The 18,190-nt window shown below is 73.0% G+C and carries 18 protein-coding genes and 1 riboswitch; of the genes, 13 read left to right on the top strand and 5 right to left on the bottom strand.

Annotation, left to right across the window (positions count from 1 at the left end; all coding sequences use genetic code 11):
• Positions 1–68 precede the first annotated feature (68 nt).
• Positions 69–2,219, bottom strand: coding sequence for a SpoIIE family protein phosphatase (locus tag ACSLTV_RS15690; protein ID WP_435612339.1), 2,151 nt, complete (start codon positions 2,217–2,219; stop codon positions 69–71).
• Positions 2,220–2,458: 239 nt separating this feature from the next.
• On the opposite strand from ACSLTV_RS15690, the gene ACSLTV_RS15685 reads away from it, so the two are divergent.
• From ACSLTV_RS15685 to ACSLTV_RS15660, 6 genes are all read left to right on the top strand, one after another.
• Positions 2,459–4,906, top strand: coding sequence for a SpoIIE family protein phosphatase (locus ACSLTV_RS15685; RefSeq protein WP_432136425.1), 2,448 nt, complete (start codon positions 2,459–2,461; stop codon positions 4,904–4,906).
• Positions 4,907–4,972: 66 nt separating this feature from the next.
• On the top strand, positions 4,973–5,338 hold the full coding sequence (locus ACSLTV_RS15680) for a DUF6479 family protein (RefSeq protein ID WP_432136426.1): 366 nt from the start codon (positions 4,973–4,975) through the stop codon (positions 5,336–5,338).
• Positions 5,339–5,378: 40 nt separating this feature from the next.
• On the top strand, positions 5,379–5,573 hold the full coding sequence (locus tag ACSLTV_RS15675; RefSeq protein WP_435612338.1) for a hypothetical protein: 195 nt from the start codon (positions 5,379–5,381) through the stop codon (positions 5,571–5,573).
• Between the two features lie 50 nt (positions 5,574–5,623).
• Positions 5,624–6,580, top strand: coding sequence for a dTDP-glucose 4,6-dehydratase (rfbB, locus tag ACSLTV_RS15670; protein WP_435612337.1), 957 nt, complete (start codon positions 5,624–5,626; stop codon positions 6,578–6,580).
• Between the two features lie 37 nt (positions 6,581–6,617).
• Entirely contained in the window at positions 6,618–7,103 is a 486-nt protein-coding gene (locus ACSLTV_RS15665) for a metallophosphoesterase family protein (RefSeq protein WP_435612352.1), read from the top strand.
• Between the two features lie 115 nt (positions 7,104–7,218).
• Entirely contained in the window at positions 7,219–9,072 is a 1,854-nt protein-coding gene (locus tag ACSLTV_RS15660; protein WP_435612336.1) for an endoglycosylceramidase, read from the top strand.
• Here the strand turns inward: ACSLTV_RS15660 and ACSLTV_RS15655 are convergent.
• Complete coding sequence (locus ACSLTV_RS15655; protein ID WP_435612335.1) at positions 9,065–10,330, bottom strand: YncE family protein; 1,266 nt, start codon at positions 10,328–10,330, stop codon at positions 9,065–9,067. The two genes, ACSLTV_RS15660 and ACSLTV_RS15655, sit on opposite strands and share 8 nt — an antisense overlap.
• Before the next feature lie 491 nt (positions 10,331–10,821).
• Between ACSLTV_RS15655 and ACSLTV_RS15650 the strand changes: the two genes are divergently transcribed.
• Entirely contained in the window at positions 10,822–11,190 is a 369-nt protein-coding gene (locus ACSLTV_RS15650) for a VOC family protein (protein ID WP_432136431.1), read from the top strand.
• A gap of 407 nt (positions 11,191–11,597) precedes the next feature.
• Here the strand turns inward: ACSLTV_RS15650 and ACSLTV_RS15645 are convergent, their stop codons facing one another.
• Together ACSLTV_RS15645 and ACSLTV_RS15640 are read right to left on the bottom strand one after the other, a co-directional pair.
• Positions 11,598–12,443, bottom strand: coding sequence for a bifunctional 5,10-methylenetetrahydrofolate dehydrogenase/5,10-methenyltetrahydrofolate cyclohydrolase (locus ACSLTV_RS15645; RefSeq protein ID WP_432136432.1), 846 nt, complete (start codon positions 12,441–12,443; stop codon positions 11,598–11,600).
• 22 nt (positions 12,444–12,465) lie between these two features.
• Positions 12,466–12,551: riboswitch (ZMP/ZTP riboswitch) on the bottom strand.
• Positions 12,552–12,627: 76 nt separating this feature from the next.
• Entirely contained in the window at positions 12,628–12,996 is a 369-nt protein-coding gene (locus ACSLTV_RS15640; RefSeq protein WP_432136433.1) for a nuclear transport factor 2 family protein, read from the bottom strand.
• A gap of 172 nt (positions 12,997–13,168) precedes the next feature.
• On the opposite strand from ACSLTV_RS15640, the gene ACSLTV_RS15635 reads away from it, so the two are divergent.
• From ACSLTV_RS15635 to ACSLTV_RS15620, 4 genes are all read left to right on the top strand, one after another.
• On the top strand, positions 13,169–13,468 hold the full coding sequence (locus ACSLTV_RS15635; RefSeq protein WP_432155231.1) for a hypothetical protein: 300 nt from the start codon (positions 13,169–13,171) through the stop codon (positions 13,466–13,468).
• A 212-nt stretch (positions 13,469–13,680) separates the two neighbouring features.
• Positions 13,681–14,766, top strand: coding sequence for an S-(hydroxymethyl)mycothiol dehydrogenase (locus tag ACSLTV_RS15630; RefSeq protein WP_435612334.1), 1,086 nt, complete (start codon positions 13,681–13,683; stop codon positions 14,764–14,766).
• Positions 14,766–15,395 carry an MBL fold metallo-hydrolase gene (locus ACSLTV_RS15625; RefSeq protein ID WP_432136436.1) on the top strand — a complete coding sequence of 210 codons (630 nt, stop codon included), beginning with the start codon at positions 14,766–14,768 and terminating at the stop codon, positions 15,393–15,395. Before ACSLTV_RS15630 ends, ACSLTV_RS15625 begins: the two co-directional genes overlap by 1 nt.
• A gap of 106 nt (positions 15,396–15,501) precedes the next feature.
• On the top strand, positions 15,502–16,416 hold the full coding sequence (locus ACSLTV_RS15620; RefSeq protein ID WP_435612333.1) for an SDR family oxidoreductase: 915 nt from the start codon (positions 15,502–15,504) through the stop codon (positions 16,414–16,416).
• Here ACSLTV_RS15620 and ACSLTV_RS15615 read toward each other — a convergent pair.
• A complete protein-coding gene (locus ACSLTV_RS15615; protein WP_432136438.1) occupies positions 16,407–16,964 on the bottom strand; it encodes a hypothetical protein in 558 nt (185 codons plus the stop codon). The genes ACSLTV_RS15620 and ACSLTV_RS15615 overlap by 10 nt on opposite strands.
• Before the next feature lie 182 nt (positions 16,965–17,146).
• On the opposite strand from ACSLTV_RS15615, the gene ACSLTV_RS15610 reads away from it, so the two are divergent.
• The gene (locus ACSLTV_RS15610; protein ID WP_432136439.1) at positions 17,147–17,842 is read left to right on the top strand and encodes a L,D-transpeptidase family protein; all 696 of its coding nucleotides are present in this window, start codon (positions 17,147–17,149) and stop codon (positions 17,840–17,842) included.
• A 156-nt stretch (positions 17,843–17,998) separates the two neighbouring features.
• The gene (locus ACSLTV_RS15605) at positions 17,999–18,172 is read left to right on the top strand and encodes a hypothetical protein (RefSeq protein WP_432136440.1); all 174 of its coding nucleotides are present in this window, start codon (positions 17,999–18,001) and stop codon (positions 18,170–18,172) included.
• Positions 18,173–18,190 lie beyond the last annotated feature (18 nt).

Raw genomic sequence — 18,190 nt, 5'->3', positions numbered from 1 at the left:
GCACCGGTACCCGCGTGCCCGGCCCCGGGCCCGGCACCCGCGGGGCACGCCCTGCGACGGGCCCCGGATCACTCCGTGCCGTCGGCCCGCGCCCGCAGGAGCAGCAACGCCACATCGTCCAGCCGTTCCTCCGCCACCGCGTGATGTCCCACCAGCCGGTCGGCGACCTCCTCCAGCGGCCGGTCGCCCGACACCGCCAGCCGCCGGGCAAGGACGGCCACCGCCTCCTCGATGTCCGTGCCCGGCCTCTCGACCAGCCCGTCCGTGTACAGCACGAGCAGAGAGCCGGGCGGCAGGCCGACCTCGGTCGTCGGGTAGGACGCGGTGCCGTCGATGCCCAGCAGCGGCCCACCCGGGAGGTCCAGCACCCGCACCCGCCCGTCGGCGTCACGCAGCAGCGGCGGCGGATGCCCGGCCCGCGCCATCAGCGCCCGCCCGCGCCGCGGGAGGAGCCTCAGGTACAGACAGCTCGCGAACAGGTCGGAGCCGAGGTCGACGAGCAGCCGGTTGGTGCTGCGCATCACCTCACCGGGCTCCTGGCCGACGGCCGTGTACGCCCGGACAGCCGTACGGACCTGCCCCATCAGACCCGCCGCCGTCACGTTGTGCCCCTGGACGTCCCCGATCACCGCCGCCGGCGGGGGAGTGGCCACCAGGTCGTAGAAGTCACCGCCGATGTCCATGCCCCGGGTGGCCGGCAGATAGCGGGCGGTGGCCTCGAAACCCGGCACCTCCGGCAGCGAGTGGGGCAGCAGCGCCTGCTGCAGCCCGTGCGCCAGCCGGTGCTTGGCGTCGTACAGCAGCGCCCGGTCCAGCGCCTGCGCGACCAGCCCGGCCAGACTGCTCAGCACCGCCCGCTCGTGGGTGGAGAAGACGTGCGGCTCCGCGTACGCCAGCACGCACGCGCCCACCGGCCGTCCCGAGGCGATCAACGGCAGGTAGGCCCAGGCCGCGAAGCCGTCCGATGCCGCGTGCCGCTCCGGGTACAGCCGCTCCAACTGCTCCCACGAGTCGAAGAACGCCGGCACCCCGCTGGTCAGCGCCTGGGCCCCCGGGGAGCGCGTGCTCAGCGGCGTCCCGTCGCACCGCTCCAGGGCCCGCGGGTCCGGATACCCGTGGTGCCCCAGCACGTGCAGCCGTCCCGCCCGTGCCGCGAGCAGTGCCAGCGCCCTGCTCCCCACGGCCGGCGCGATCTGGTCCGCGACCAGCCGCACCACGTCCTGCACCCCCACCGTCTCGGTCAGCGCCCCCGCGATGTTGAGCGCCTGCGCGATCGTCACCAGCGGGTGCTGCTCCGTGGCGGCGGGGCCCACCGGCCACCGCCCGGGCCCGGCGACCGACGGGGCACGCGCGATCCGCACGGTCAGCCCCGTCGTGTCGGGATAGAGCCGGAACGACAGCCAGTCGGCGGGCGGCCGCAGCGCCACGAAGGAGGTCGGCCGTTGGCTGACCAGCGCGGCCTGGTAACGCTCCTCGTACACCGGGTCGTCCAGCCACGGCACCGACGCCCACAGCCGGGTGCCCGGCAGCCGGTCGGCCGGCACACCGAGCAGCTCGCCCGCGGCCTCGTTGGCGAAGCCGATCCGGCCGTGCACGTCCAGCGAACACATCCCGTACGGCAGCCGGGCGACCATCCGGGCCGCCTCCATCGTGCCGAGCGAGTCGGCGGCGCCCGACACGGGCACCCGGCCCGGCAGGTCCGTCCCGGCACGCGGGGAGCGGTTCTCCGCCGCCGCGGCCTCCAGCAGCCGCGCCAGCCGGTCGCAGCCCTCCACCAGCTCCCGGCGCTCCCGCTCCGACAGCTCCAGCGGACGCGTGCCCGGCCACGTCACGAAGACGGCGCCGTACAGCCGGTCCTCGGTCGCCACCGGCAGCGCCGCCAGCGCGAACGGGTACGGCAGCACCACCGCGATGCGCGGATAGCTGTGGGCCATCTCCTCCTCGCCGTCCACCCACACCAGACGCCGCTCGCGGGCCGCCACGGCCACCGGGACCGGCGTGTTCAGGCCCACCCGCTCCCAGGGCGCCGCGAACGCCCGCGGCAGCCCCGCCATCACCGCCATCTCCAGCACCGGCTCACCGTCCGCGAGCAGGTACATGGCGCCCGAGTGGGCGCCCGTCGCGTCCATCAGCGACCGCAGCGCGGACGACAGCAGGGGCCCGTCGGCCGGCGGGCCGGCGATGGCGGTCGCCCGCCGCGGGGTCTGCTCGTCACGCACGCGATCATCTCCTCGCCCGGGCCGCCCGCGCGGGGCGCTCGGCCATGTCACTGCCCGGCGCACACGACGGAGCGCACCGGCGCCGACCGATGCCGGAACGCCCGGGTACCCCGACAGACCTGGGCATATGCCAGGCTGCCGTCGAACGGGCCCACGGCGGCAGCCGGGTGCGCGCACGCGGCTGCACCGAACGGTCCCAGGGGCTGCGCGCACGCCCCATACGCGCTGTAATTGCGGACGTGGTCAGTCAGGGTGCGACAGGACGCGGGACGAGGACGCCCCGCGTCGAGGCCGCCCTCAGGGCGATCACGGAAGGACCCCTCTCGCCCGAGCGGACTCGGCGGGTGCTGGAACAGGCCCTGGTCTTCGCGGGCGCCTCCTTCGCCGGCGTGTACGTCGCCGTGGAGAACAGTGACATGCTCAGCCTGGCGGAGTCGGCCGGCGTGCCCCGCACCGTCTACGGGCTGCGGGAGAGCTACACCCTGGACGGCGGTTCCCCGGCCGCCGAGGCGCAGCGCGGGGGAAGGCCGGTGTGGCTGGGGCCGGAGGAGCTGGCCGACCGCGCCGAGTCGCGGCGCATGCCGTCCGGCGACGTCCATGTCGCGGCCCTGCCGGTGCCCGACGAGACCGGCGGCTGCCTGCTGGCCGTCACCGAGCGCCCCGACGGCTTCGACCCGGACGGCCGAACCTGCCTGGAACTCGTCGCCGAGGCGGTCACCCGGCCCCCCGGCCCACCCGTGCCCCACGAGGTCGGCGTGCCCCGCGCGGACTCCTTCACCCTCGCGATGGACACCGGGCGGGCCGACGTGGGCGACGAGATCCTGGAGCTGTTCGGGGTGACCCGCGACGAGTTCGACGGCCGCGTGGAGACCCTGCTCGGCCTGACCGTTCCCGAGGACCTGCCCGCGCTGATGTCGGTCGTGGAGGCCGACCACATGACCATCGGCGAACGGGAGCTGGAGTTCCGGGTCCTGCAGCCCGCCGGACCGCCCCGCTGGCTGCGGCTGCGCGGCCATCTGCTGCCCGGCGGCGAGGGCCGCCCGGCCCGCCTGGTCGGCACCGTCGCCGACGTGTCCACGCTGCGGCCCGAGGTCACCGACGTCGCCCGCGTCCAGCGTCTGGCCGCGGCCCTCGCCACCGCCGGCACCGTCCGCGACGTCAGCCAGGCCGTCGTCGCCGCCCTGCGCCGACCGCTGCACGCCGACCGGATGGCCCTCGCCGAACTGGAGGGGGACCGCCTCGTCGTCACCGTCCTCGACCCGCCGGAACCGGATTCCTGGCCCGAGCTGTGGCGACTGGAGTGGCGCACCGAATGGCCCGACGCGCCGGTGCGGGCCATGCCCACCCTCGCCGCGGCGCTGCGCGAGGGCCGGGCGCGGATCTGGCCCGCCGGCACCCCCCTGGAACCCGCCCTCGCCGAGGTCGGCCCCGGCGGCCTCGCCGTCCTGCCCCTGCCCGCCGCGGGCCGCATGGCCGGCGCCTGCCTCATCGGCTGGGACACCCCGCACGACTTCGGCGCCGACGAGCGCGCCCTGCTGACCGCCTCCGCCGGCCTGGTCGGCCAGGCCCTGATGCGGGCCCACGCCTTCGACGCCGAGCACGAACTCGTCGGCATGCTCCAGCGCCAGCTCCTCCCGCGCCGCCTGCCCAAGCTCCCCGGCGGCGTCGCCGTCGCCCGCTACCTCCCGGCCACCGCGGGCCTGGAGGTGGGCGGCGACTGGTACGACGTGATCCCGCTGCCGGACAACCACGTCGCCCTGGTCATCGGCGACGTGCAGGGCCACAGCACCGCCGCCGCCACCCTCATGGGCCAGATGCGCACCGCGCTGCGCGCCTACGCCGCCGAGGGCCACCCGGCGGACGTCGTCGTCTCCCACGCCAACCGGCTGCTGATGGAGCTGGAGACCGACCTCTTCGTCACCTGCTGCTACGTCGACCTCGACATGGAGGCGGGCACCGCCTGGTGCGTGCGAGCCGGGCACCCGCCGCCCGTGCTGCGTCACCCGGACGGCGTCACCGACATCGTCGAAGGTGAAGGCGGGCCGCCGCTCGGCGTGCTGACCCAGGCCGACTTCCCGATGACCCCGCTGCGGCTGCTGCCCGGCACCGTGGTGGCGCTGACTACCGACGGGCTGGTGGAGTCCGCCGACTCCGACATCGACGCCGGCCTGGACCGGCTCGCCTCGGAACTCGCCGTCTCCGACCCCGCCCACCTCGGTCTGGTCGCCGACGCGCTGCTCGGCGGCGCCCACCGCGGCGACGACGTGGCGCTGCTGCTGATGCGCTACGACGGCATGGCCGTCCGGCCGCTGCGCGAGGGCTGGACGGTGTGGCGGGTCCCCGAGGCCGCCGGTCACGCCCGCCGCTTCACCCGGCGCGCCCTGCGCGCCTGGGGTGTGCCCCGGGACGCCATGGACGTCCCGCTGCTCGTCGTCTCCGAACTGGTCACCAACGCCCTCGTGCACACCGACGGCCGGGTCCGCCTCGACCTCACGCTGATCAACCACCGGCTGCGCGTCGTCGTCACCGACGCCTCACCGCGCACGCCCGTCAAACCCACCAGCCTCGGCTGGGAGGCCACCGGCGGGCGCGGCATCCTCCTGGTGGAGGCCATGTCCGAGGCCTGGGGCACACTGCCGGTGAGCGGCGGCAAGCAGGTGTGGTCCGAGGTGGTGCTCGGGCGGTGAGGGGGACGCGCGGGAAGCGCGGGGCGGGGGCGCATCGCCCGGCGAGCGGTGGGTACCCGGGCCCACATGGACATTACGGTCACCGAAGCCGCCGACGCGGGCAATGCGCTGGGCCTGGTCGCCGTTCTGGTCGCGGGCGTCATCGTCACCGGCGCGCTGATCTGGGCCGTACGGCTCGGCATCGGCGTGCGTCGGCGCGAACCCACCCCGCCCGGGGCGGCCGAGCAGCCCCGGCCGCCCGCGAACGGACCGGTCTACGAGACCCGCAGTACCCGGGAGCCCAACGAGATGCCGGATCCCGCCGACGACATCCGGCTGACGCCGCACGAGCTGCGGCCCACCGGGGGCCGGGACAGCCGCGAACAGCGCCGGCCGCGCTGGGAGGACGGCACCGGGGGCTCCTTCGGCAGCGGCGGGCCGGGTGTCCGCTGACACGCACGGAGAACGGTGCCGCTCGCACCGCAGGAAGGTGATGAACGTCGTGACCGCGCACGCCGAGGAGAAGCCCGCCGCCGCCCGCCGGCCCGAGACCGGCTGGGCACGCGCCCGTCGTCTGCGCCGCGCCGACCGGGCGCTGCGCACCTGGATACCCGCCGTGATCGGCCCGGACCCGGCTCAGGGGACGCGACGGGGCGTGGAGGGCACCATCGTCCGCGGTGAGGACTGATCCCGGCCCCCACTGGCCCGCGGCGCCCCCGGCGAGGTAGAGATCAGGCCATGAACCTTCTCGTCACCGGAGGCGCCGGCTTCATCGGCTCCGCCTACGTCCGCCACCTGCTCGCCGCGGACGTCGCGGACGTCACCGTGCTGGACGCCCTGACCTACGCGGGCTCCCCGGCCAACCTGCCGGCCGGCCATCCGCGGCTGGACTTCGTGCACGGCGACATCTGTGACGCCGGCCTCGTCGGCAGGCTGACCGCCGACGCCGACCAGGTCGTCCACTTCGCCGCCGAGTCCCACGTGGACCGCTCGATCGAGGGCTCCGCCGCCTTCGTGCGCACCAACGTGCTCGGTACGCAGACACTGCTGGACGCCGCGCTGCGGCACGGCACCGGCCCGTTCGTGCAGGTCTCCACCGACGAGGTCTACGGATCCACGCCGCACGGCTCCTGGACCGAGGACCAGCCGCTGCGGCCGACGTCCCCGTACGCCGCGTCGAAGGCGTCGGCCGACCTGATCGCCCTGTCCTACCACCGCACCCACGGCCTCGACGTGCGGATCACCCGCTGCTCCAACAACTACGGCCCGCGCCAGTTCCCCGAGAAGCTGGTCCCGCTGTTCGTGACCAACCTCCTCGACGGGGAACGGGTCCCGCTCTACGGCGACGGCGGCAACGTCCGCGACTGGCTCCACGTCGACGACCACTGCCGGGGCGTCGACCTGGTCCGCACCCGCGGCCGCCCGGGCGAGGTCTACCACCTGGGCGGCGGCACCGAACTCACCAACAAGGAACTGACCGGTCTGCTCCTTGAGGCCTGCGGAGCCGGCTGGGACCGGGTGGCCCACGTCGCCGACCGCAAGGGCCACGACCGGCGCTACAGCCTCGACTGGACCAAGGCCCGCACGGAACTGGGCTACCGCCCGCGCCGCGACTTCGCGACCGGCCTCGCCGACACCGTGGCCTGGTACCGGGACCGCCGGGACTGGTGGGAGCCGCTGAAGCGGCACCGCTGACGGAAGGAGGGAGACCCGCGTGGTACGTCTGCTGCTGATGTCCGACACCCACCTGCCCCGGCGCGCCCGGGAGCTGCCCGCGCCGCTGCCGGCCGAACTCCCGCAGGCGGATGTCGTGGTGCATGCCGGGGACTGGGTCGACACGGCCACCCTCGACCTGCTGGAGCGGCGCTGCCGACGGCTCGTCGCGGTGTACGGCAACAACGACGGGCCCGAGCTGCGGGCCCGGCTCCCGGAGGTGGCGCACGCCGAGCTGGCCGGCCTGCGCCTCGGTGTCGTGCACGAGACCGGACCCGCCCGGGGCCGCGAGGAGCGCTGCGCGGCCCGCTTCCCCGACCTGGACGTCCTGGTCTTCGGGCACAGCCACATCCCGTGGGACACCACCACGTCGACGGGCCTGCGCCTGCTGAACCCGGGGTCGCCGACCGACCGGCGCCGGCAGCCCCACTGCACCTACATGACCGCGGAGCTGGCCGGCGGCCGTCTCGCCGACGTGACCCTGCACCGGCTCCCGCCGCGCTGAAGCAGCGCCCGCCCCGTCCGCCGGCATCACACCACGGTCTATCTGACCATCAGTCAACTTACTGATGGGTCAGAAGCTATTGACGTGGTACGCACCTCGCCGGACGGTGGGGGACATGCCGCATACTCGAGCCCGTCTGCTCGTTGTTCTGGTCGTCCTCAGCGGATTCCTGACGGTGGCGGGCTCCCCGCCCGCCACCGCCGCCACCCCACCCGACTCCCTCTGGTTCGACGGCACGGCGCTCACCGTGTCGAACGGCCGCTTCACCGACGCCACCGGCCGCGAGGTCGTGCTGCGCGGCTACGACGTCTCCGGCGAGGCCAAGCTGGCCGAGAACGGCGGCCTGCCCTTCGCCTCCGTCACCGACGCCCGCACGTCGGCCAGGGCGCTGCGCGCCCTCGGCGGCGGCAACTCGGTGCGCTTCCTGCTCTCCTGGGCCTACGCCGAACCGGTGCGGGGCCGGGTCGACACCGCCTACCTGGCCGCCGCCACCGACCAGATGCGCGCCTTCCTCGACGCCGGTCTCCGGGTCTACCCCGATTTCCACCAGGACCTGTACTCCCGTCACCTGTTCGACCCGGACAGCTGGTACACGGGCGACGGCGCTCCCCGATGGGCGGTCGACCTGGGCGGCTACCCGGACGAATCCTGCGGCATCTGCTTCTTCTGGGGCCAGAACATCACCCAGAACGGTGCCGTGAAGGCCGCCCAGTACGACTTCTGGCACAACCGGCACGGCCTCCGGGACGCCTTCCTCACCACCGCCCAGCGGACCATGACGTACATCCGCGAGCACCTGACCGAAGGGCAGTTCGCCCACATCGTCGGCTTCGACCCGTACAACGAGCCGTTCGCGGGCACCTACGACCCCGGCCAGAGCAGCCGGGTGTGGGAGCGCGACCTGCTCTGGCCCTTCTACACCGCCTTCCGTGCCCGCATGGACGCGGCCGGCTGGCAGGACAAGCCCGTCCTGGCCGAGCCGAACCTCTTCTGGAACTCCAACATCTCCTTCCAGCGGCACGAGGGCGGCCTGCTCGACGCCGGCCGGCTCGGCCCGCGCTACGTCCTGAACACCCACTTCTACGACCAGAAGGCCATTTCCGGGATCCTGATGTGGGGCAACGCCTCCGACGGCCAGTACGCCGGTGACCTCGGCGCCGTCCGCGACCGCGCGGCGGCGGCCGGGACCGCGGCCGTCGTCAGCGAGTTCGGGCACCCGCTCTCCGGTACGGTCGCGGGCAAGGCCCCCACCGTCCTGAAGGCCATGTACCAGGGCCTCGACTCCCGCGTGAAGGGCGCCGCCTGGTGGTCCGACCCGGCCGCCTCGGGTCCGGTCCTGTCCGGCCAGCAGTGGCAGTGGGACATCTACCACGGCCGCCACCAGGAGCCGATGAACGGCAACCCGGACAAGGTCCTGACCGCCGCGGACGCCTGGAACGACGAGGACCTCTCCGCCGTACGCCTCGACGACAGCGGGGCGGTGACCCTCCGCCAGGACGCCCGGCTGCTGGACCGCCTCTACCCGAGCGCCACCGCCGGCACCACCCTGGCCTTCACCTACGAGGACCGCTCCCGCGACGGTTCCACGGTCCTGACCTGGAACCCGGTGCCGGGCTCCCTGCCGAGCGTGGCCCGGCTGGTCGGCTCCGGCCAGTACGGCGTGCTGGTCTGGCGCTCCGACGGCACCGCGGCGCCCACCGAGCTGCACCTCCCGGCGTCCTTCCCCGCCTCGGCGACGACCGTCGTCTCCGACCTGGGCACGGTGTACGCCCCGCCGTCCTACACCCCGGCCGCACCGGTCGCGGTGGCGCCCGAGCCCGGCGGCACGGGAAGCCGCCGCCTGCTGCTCACCGCGCCGGAACCGGGGGTCCACTACGCGCTGGTGACCAACGGGGCGACGGCTCCGACCGCGGACCTGCTGGCCGCGGCCCGCGCCGAGCTGACGGCGTGGGCCGCGCGGATCAGCTAGCCGACGGGCTCGTCCAGTCGGCGGCCACGTGGCCGACACGCACCCGCTGCGGGTGGTCGCCGACCGGGACGGACACCGTCTTGCGCCCGGTGGCGAAGCTGATGGCGGTGACCTGGTCGGCGCCGCTCTCGGAGATCACACAGCTCTTCCCGTCGCCGCTGACCGTGGCCCAGTACGGCTTGGCCGCGGTCACCAGCGGGCCCTCCTGGAGGGTGGCCCGGTCGACCACCGTCGCGTAGTCGTCCATGGTGCCCGCCACGCACAGCTTGGCGCCGTCGGGGCTCATCGACAGCCCGTGGTGGCGGGAGTCGTTGACGAACGTGGTGCGGTCGTCACCGGTGGCCGGGTTCTTCGGCAGCGTCTTCGTCCGGGTGATCCGGTCCGTGGCGAGGTCGTACTCGAAGAAGCCGTTGAAGAACGACACCTGGAAGTACAGCTTGGACTCGTCGGGGGAGAACACGGCCGGGCGCACCGCGTCCGAGTAGTCCTTGAGCCCGATGGCGTCCAGGCGCGAGCGCATGTCGATGACCTTGACCTGCTGGTAGGTGGTGGCGTCGACGACGGTGATGTGCCGGTCGCCCTTCGTCCAGTCCAGCCAGGGGGCGTCGGTCGCCGTGTTCACGTCGCCGATCGACATGTTGTAGATGTACTTGCCGTCCCTGGTGAAGATGTTCTCGTGGGGCTTGTCGCCGGTGGCGAAGCGGCCCAGCTCCGCGCCGGTGTCGATGTCCAGCACGTGCACGGTGTTCGACAGGGAGGCGGAGACCGCGACGCGCTTGCCGTCCGGTGAGACCGCCATGTGGTCGGAGCGGTAACCGGACACCGGGAAGCGCCAGTTGACCGCCCCGGTGGCCAGGTCGATCGACACCACGTCGGCGAAGCTGGGCCGGGACACCACCACCGAGGTGCCGTCCGGCGTGGAGTACATGTCGTCGACGAACTGGTCGTGGCCCTCGCCGACGCTGTTGCGGATCGCCATGAAGTAGATCCACCGGATCGGGTTGGCGTTGATCTCCGCCATCCGCGCGTCCTTGTCGGGGACGACGTCGATCCGCCCGATCCTGGCGAAGTCACCGGAGGACTTGATGACGTCCGCGGTGCCGTCCCAGTTGTTGCCCACGAACATCACCTCCCGCAGGCCGCCGGCGGAGCCGGCACCGGAGTCGGACGCGGCGCCGGCCGAGGTCGCGGGGACGGCGGCGGTCAGGACGAGGGCGGCGGCTACGGAGCGCAGGTACCTGGGTCTGAAGGCAGGCATGCGGGCTCCCTCCTCTGCGGGCGATGGTGTGTGGGGGCAAGGCGGTACGGCTCTTCCGTCACTGAACACGGCTGCGTTCACGCGGATTTACTGGAAAGTAAGGAAGGGGTGCCCTCCGCCACAAGACTGCGGACACGACAAAATCGATCCGTGACCGACATGGCGGGGGCGGATGGGCGGGGTGCCCCGCACGAGTGGTTCGAGCGCTTGGCTGTCGTGGAGGATCGCGCAGCGCGACCAGTCCAAGTCTCCCCGCGAGCCGACTTGAGCCTTCAACGACCGGCCGGGGCCGGGCTGCCGTACCTGGTCCTGCACAAGGACCTGCGCCGGCGCTTCAGGCCACGGCAGCGAGCAGCCGGCCGAGCGGTCGTCACCGAAGCTGAACCGTCTCGGCGGTGCGGGGTGCAGTTCTTCCGGCAGCGCGGTGGCCGATGAGTTCACCGTCCTCGAACGGTCTACCCGGCGATACGACCGTTCTCGACAGGGGTGCCATGTCCACCATCCAGCCAGTCATCCTGACCGCCGACCACGACGTCCTGCTCGCCTTCTACACGCAACTGTTCGACGCCGAGGAGATCTTCCGGGTACCGGAGGAAGGCCCGGTCTTCTACCTCGGCCTGCGCATCGGCGACACCGACCTCGGGCTGGTGGCCAAGGCGAACCCCGGGGACCGGGAGTCGTCGCGAATCCTGCTCAGCATCTGTGTCGACGACGTCGATGAGACGCTGGCCCGGGTGACAGCCTTGGGCGGCTCGGTCAGCGGTGGCCCCAACGACATGCCGTGGGGACAGCGCGTCGCCCACATCCAGGACCCCGACGGTAATCCGGTGAACCTCACCCAGCCGATCCCGGCCCAGTGACGCCGTTCTCGTCACCCGGGCGCCGGACGCTGGTGACGGACACGTCGTCGCCGTCGGCCGCCAAGCGCGGGTCGTGCCGCAGCACGGCCAGGACAAGGGGCGCGATCCTGCAGGTCGCCGGCGCCCGCCACGCGGACCGTATCGCCGTCGGACCGCCACGCAGAGAATCGGCGAGGTGGTGAACCGCCCTGGCTCCGGTGGAGATCCACCCGCGCACCGGGGCGGTGCGTCGAGACGGCGGTCCCCCACCCGCGACAGCCGGGACGGACGTGTGGAGCGGGCTGCGGCGTGGCGGTGGCATCCGGGCCCGGCGTGAGGCCGGTCGGGGGGCGGGGATGATGCCGGCCCCCCGGGTCTGCCCGACATACTCCGACCTCTGCGCACCCCGCGCGCCGGAGCCCGCCGGCTCACCCGAGCTGCCGGACCGCCGCCTGCACCGTCTGTTCCAGCAGCACGGCGATGGTCATCGGGCCGACGCCGCCCGGTACCGGCGTGATCAGTGAGGCCCGTTCGACGGCCGAGTCGAAGTCGACGTCGCCGACGTTGCCCGGGTTGTATCCGGCGTCGAGCACGACCGCGCCCGGCTTGAGGTCGCGGCCCGTGATCAGCCCGGGACGGCCCACGGCGGCGACCACGATGTCCGCCTCGCGCACCGCCGCCGACAGGTCCCGGGTGCGGGAGTGGCAGTACGTCACGGTGGCGTCCCGGGCCAGCAGCAGCATGCCCGCCGGCTTGCCGAGGATGGCGCTGCGGCCCACGACCACCGCTCGCTTGCCGGCCGGGTCGACGTCGTACTCGTCGAGGAGCCGCATGATGCCGCCCGGGGTGCAGGACACGAAGCCCGGCAGGCCGAAGCTCATCGCCGCGAACGACGCGAAGGTCACCCCGTCGACGTCCTTGTGCGGAGCGATCGCCTCGAACGCGGCCCGCTCGTCGATGTGGTCGCCCACCGGGTGCTGCAGCAGGATGCCGTGCACGGTCGGGTCGTCGGACAACGCGCCCAGCGTGTCCACCAGTTCCTCGGTGGTCGTGGCGGCGGGCAGCGCCACGTGCCGCGAGCCGATGCCGGCCTTGCGGCAGCGGTTCTGCTTCATCCGCACGTAGGTGACGGACGCGGGGTCCTCGCCGACCAGGACGGTCGCCAGACAGGGCGTCGTACCGGTGCGGCCGGTGAGGTCGGCCGCCTTCTTCGCGGTCTCCTCGACGATGCGGCGGGCGAGCGCGGTGCCGTCCATGAGCCGGGCCTGAGACATGATCCACTCCTGAGCTGGTCGAGCTTGTCGCCCAGGCGCACGGCATCGGATGTCTGTCCGGCCGCTCCCCGGTGGTGCTCCACCTCAGCGCCAGTCACGGCCTCGAACAGGATAGCGGCACGTGAGAAGGCCCGGATCGCCGGACGGGCGACCCGGGCCCGGACGACCGGCCCTCCTCGTTCGGCTACTCCTCGTCCCACGCCTGGATCATGATCTGCTGGGCGATCTTGCCGTCCCGCAGTGTGATCATCGACTCCGACAGGACCCGGACGCCGTCCGCGTACTCGCACGACTCGCTGTAGGCGGCCCGGTCGCCCTGGACCACACACCCCTCCATCCGGTGCGTCATGTCGCGGCTGTACACGTCGTCGAGCATCCGGGCGATCTCACCCCGGCCGTGCAGCACTGTGGGGTGGCTCGGCTGGCTGTTGCGGTCGACGATGCGCAGCTCCGCGTCGTCGGCGTACAGCGACAGCAGGTTGTTGCCGGTGTTTCCCTCCACAGCCCTGCGCAGCGTCTCGCTGTCGAAGCTGGAGCCCGTCGCGGTGCCCATGGTGACCTCCCTGAGAGGGCCGCGGACCGAGCGGAGACATGCCGCGTGACCCTCACCTCCGAGCGTCCTCCGCCCCGACCGGGTCGGCAAGCGCAGGGCCGCCTGTGCGCCTCACGGGTGAGCGGTGCGGCCCGGCCGTGTCCGCGGCAGGCCTCCGCGCGTTGCTGAGGGCATGATCTCCACTCGACGCATCGTCGCCGCCGCCTGTCTCGCCGTCGGGGCCACGGGCCTCGGCGCGCCGATGGCGAACGCGGCCGGCGCCCCGGAAACCGGCCAGATCAACCCGATCGCCACGCTGGACTCGCTCGCCGTCAGCGACATCCCCGCCGAGCACCGGGACGACATGCCCCGCGTGTCCCGCCAGCTGGCCGAGCTGAACAAGGTGAACGAGCTGAACCGGCTCAACGAGCTCCACCAGGTCACCGACCTGGTCGCCCCCGTCACCGGGCTGCTCCCCGCCGTCCAGGCCTGACCGCCGCCCGCACCGCCCCAGGGGCCGTCCGGCCGGGCGGCCCCTCTCAGCGTCCGACGCCGCTCCGCTCCTCCGTCCGTACGAGGTCGCGGGGCGATACGCCCAGGGCCCGGGCCGCCCCCGCAGGCGGACGGCCGTGATGGTCCCCTCGGCGATCAGCGGCGTCTAGGGTCGTCGCAGGGACAGCAATCCGCGACGGAAGGGGCAGCCTGATGGCGCAGGAAGTGCGCGGCGTGATCGCACCGGGCAAGAACGAACCGGTACGGGTGGAGACCGTCGTCGTACCTGACCCCGGACCCGGCGAGGCCGTGGTGCGGGTGCAGGCGTGCGGCGTCTGCCACACCGATCTGCACTACAAACAGGGCGGCATCAACGACGACTTCCCCTTCCTGCTCGGCCACGAGGCGGCGGGCGTCGTCGAGTCGGTCGGCGAGAACGTCACCGACGTGGCGCCCGGCGACTTCGTGGTCCTCAACTGGCGTGCGGTGTGCGGGAACTGCCGGGCCTGTCTGCGCGGCCGCCCCTGGTACTGCTTCGCCACGCACAACGCCGCCCGGAAGATGACCCTCACCGACGGCACCGAGCTCTCGCCCGCCCTCGGCATCGGTGCGTTCGCCGAGAAGACCCTGGTGGCCGCCGGCCAGTGCACCAAGGTCGACCCCGCGGTCTCCCCGGCGGTGGCCGGACTGCTCGGCTGCGGAGTCATGGCCGGCATCGGCGCCGCGATCAACACCGGCGGCGTGGGCCGCGGTGACTCCGTCGCCGTCATCGGCTGCGGCGGCGTCGGCGGCGCGGCCGTCGCCGGAGCGCACCTGGCCAGCGCCGCCCGCGTCATCGCCGTCGACCTCGACGACCGCAAGCTCGACACCGCCCGTACCCTCGGCGCCACCCACACCGTCAACGCCGAGCAGACCGATCCCGTCGAGGCGATCCGCGAACTGACCGGCGGTTTCGGCGCCGACGTGGTCATCGAGGCGGTCGGCCGCCCCGAGACCTACCGGCAGGCGTTCTACGCCCGGGACCTGGCCGGCACGGTCGTCCTCGTCGGCGTGCCCACGCCGGAGATGAAGCTGGAACTGCCGCTGCTGGACGTCTTCGGCCGGGGCGGGGCGCTGAAATCCTCCTGGTACGGCGACTGCCTGCCCTCCCGCGACTTCCCCATGCTGATCGACCTGCACCTGCAGGGCCGCCTGCCGCTCGACGCGTTCGTCACCGAGACCGTCGGGCTGGACCAGGTGGAGCAGGCGTTCGAGCGGATGCACCACGGCGACGTGCTGCGCTCGGTGGTGGTGCTGTGATGGGCGCCCGCGTCGAACGCCTCGTCACCTCAGGCCGGTTCACCCTCGACGGCGGCAGCTGGGACGTCGAGAACAACGTGTGGATCGTCGGAGACGACCACGAGGCGATCGTCATCGACGCCGCCCACGACGCCCGTGCCGTCGCCGAGGCCGTCGGCGACCGCCGGCTGACCGCCATCGTCTGCACCCACGCCCACAACGACCACATCGACGCCGCCCCCGCGCTGGCCGAACTCACCGGCGCCACCATCTGGCTGCACCCCGACGACCTGCCGCTGTGGAGGCTCACTCACCCCCACCGCGAGCCCGACGGGCACCTCGTCGACGGTCAGGTCATCGAGGCCGGCGGCGCCGACCTGACCGTCCTGCACACCCCCGGCCACGCTCCCGGCGCGGTGTGCCTCCACGACCCCGGGCTCGGTGTCGTCTTCACCGGCGACACCCTCTTCCGGGGCGGCCCCGGGGCCACCGGACGGTCGTACTCGCACTTCCCGACGATCGTCGCCTCGATCCGCGACCGGCTGCTCACCCTGCCGGCCGGCACCAAGGTGCTCACCGGCCACGGCGACTCCACCACCATCGGCGCCGAGGCTCCCCACCTGGCGGAGTGGGAGCGGCGCGGGCACTGAGCGGTCCGCCCGTCCGGTGTCCCTCCGGAAACGGCGACAGAAGGTGTCCGGTTTCCACGCCACCCTGAGGGGACACCGCAGACAAGGGACCGGGAGGCAGCAGGACATGTCAGGACCGCTCGACGGCAAGGTGGCACTGGTGGCCGGGGCGACCCGCGGCGCGGGCCGCGGGATCGCCGTGGAACTGGGCGCGGCCGGCGCCACCGTCTACGTCACCGGCCGCACCACCCGAACGCGTCGCTCGGAGTACGACCGCCCCGAGACCATCGAGGACACCGCCGACCTGGTGACCCGGGCCGGCGGCCGGGGCGTAGCCGTAGCCACCGACCACCTCGAACCCGACCAGGTGCGCGCGCTGATCGCCCGCATCGACGAGGAACAGGGCGCACTCGACGTCCTCGTCAACGACATCTGGGGCGGCGAACACCTCTTCGCGTGGGACACCCCCGTCTGGGAGCACGACCTCGACAACGGGCTCAGACTGCTGCGGCTGGCGGTCGACACCCACGCGATCACCAGCCACCACGCGCTGCCGCTGATGCTGCGCCGGCCCGGCGGACTCGTCGTCGAGGTCACCGACGGCACCGCCGAGTACAACCGCGACACCTACCGCAACAGCTTCTTCTACGACCTGGCCAAGACCGCAGTGCTGCGCATGGGCTTCGCCCTCGGCCGGGAACTCGGCCCGCGCGGCGCCACCGCCGTCGCGCTCACCCCGGGCTGGCTGCGCTCGGAGATCATGCTGGACCAGTTCGGCGTCCGCGAGGACACCTGGCGCGACGCCCTGGAACAGGTCCCGCACTTCGCCATCTCGGAGTCGCCCCGCTACGTCGGCCGGGCGGTCGCCGCCCTCGCCGCCGACCCGGACGTGGCGCGCTGGAACGGACAGTCCCTCTCCAGTGGCGGGCTCGCCCGGGTGTACGGCTTCACCGACCTCGACGGCAGCCGGCCGGACGCCTGGCGCTACCTGGTGGAGGTCCAGGACGCGGGCAAGCCGGCCGACACCACCGGCTACCGCTGAGCATCACCGGCCCCGGCTCCCTGCCGTCCGGTCACCGGCCAGCGTGCCGAGTGCCCCGGCGGCAGGGCGAGGTCCTCCCGCACGGCGGCGTAGTAGCCCTCGCGGCCGGCCCGCTGCCGGTCCAGCAGGGCCTGCCAGGCGGCCCGGTCGCGCTCGCCGGCGCGGACGGACCCCTCCATCTCCATCACCACGGTCACCCACGCCCGCGCCCGTTCCACCACCTCCCGGCTGCCCAGCATGATCAGCGCCTCCCCGGCCGGATCACGGACGTCCGCCGCCGCCACCAGCAGCGGCTCCGCCTCCGCGGGCGACAGGGGATGCGGATGCGAGCCGCTGCCCAGGTGGGCGGCGACCCGGTAGGCGACCGTCACCGACTTCTTCACCGCCCGCGCGTAGTCGCTGTAGACCATGAGCCGCCGCTCCTCCCAGTGTGCCGCCCGCTCCCGCCGGAACCGCGCCCGGTCACCCCGGACGACGGCCAGGTAGGATCCGAGCGCGCCGATCACGACGCCGATGAGTGCGGGCAGTTGCTGTATGAAGGCAGACATGGACGCACGGTATCCGCAGCGTCGGCCGGCGCGGGCCTCGCACAGCGGTCACGGCACCGCGACGGTCGCCGGGCGGCGAAGTTCACCGTTTCGTCACGGCTCGCGGCCGGGGCAACCCTGGGCGCCGTCCGGCTGTCTAGGAATACGACATCGCGGACGACACGCCGGAATGAGGGAGCAGCATGGGGGACGTACGCAGACGAGGGGTGGTCGCCCTCGGGGTGGCGGGGCTGGTCGCGCCGCTGACCATGGTGCTGGGGGCGGCGCCGGCCGAGGCCGCGAGCTGCACCACGAAGGCGGGGCCGTACCAGAAGCAGGTGGAGAGGTTCCTCGGCCGTCCCGTCGACGGCCGGCAGTCCACCGCCGACTGCAAGGCCGTCCAGGCCTTCCAGACCAAGCACGGCATCAGCCCGAACATCGGCTACGCGGGACCCGTCACCTGGGGCGTTATGGATCTCATGAACAAGCAGAAGGCCGTGGGCAAGAACCCCAACCGGGACCGCAAGTGCCCCACGAACAAGGGCCGCATCGCCTGCGTCAACCTCAGCCTGCAGATCAGCTGGATCCAGGACGGCAGCCGGCTCGTCTACGGTCCGGTGCCGGTGCGCACCGGCCGTGACGGGTACGAGACCCGCACCGGGCTGAAGAAGGTCTACTGGCGCAACAAGAACCACTTCTCGACGATCTACCACGTGCCCATGCCGTACAGCCAGTTCTTCGACGGCGGGCAGGCCTTCCACTCGGTCGGCGTGTCCATGTGGAACCCGCCGGGCTCCCACGGCTGTGTGAACATGACCAAGACGGCGGCCGCGAAGTACTGGTCGCTGCTCAGGAACGGCGACGACGTCTACGTCTACGGGCGCAAGCCCGGCACCTGAGCACCCTGAGCCGGCCAGGCCGGGGCGGTCCGACCGCCCCGGCCTCTCGGTGCAGGGGCACGGTGGTGCGCGTGATCAGTAACACGGTCCGAAATGTCTGGAATATTACGTATTAACTCACACGGCCTTCACCTCCTACCCCGTAAGATTCACACCATGTCCACCAGTGTTGAATCCGTTTCCGAGCGATCGGCCGTGGAGGTCAACGAGGAGATCCGGGCCCTGTGGCTCCGGTCGGGCGGGACACTGAGCGTCGAGCAGCGTGAGGAATACCAGCGGCTCGTCATGGAGTGGGCCGCCGTGGCCCCGCAGCGGGCGAAGGCGGCCTGACCACCGCCTCACCGCGCG

Source organism: Streptomyces sp. bgisy159, from assembly GCF_965341775.1.
GTDB lineage: Bacteria > Actinomycetota > Actinomycetes > Streptomycetales > Streptomycetaceae > Streptomyces.
This window is presented reverse-complemented; position numbering and strand designations above follow the sequence as displayed.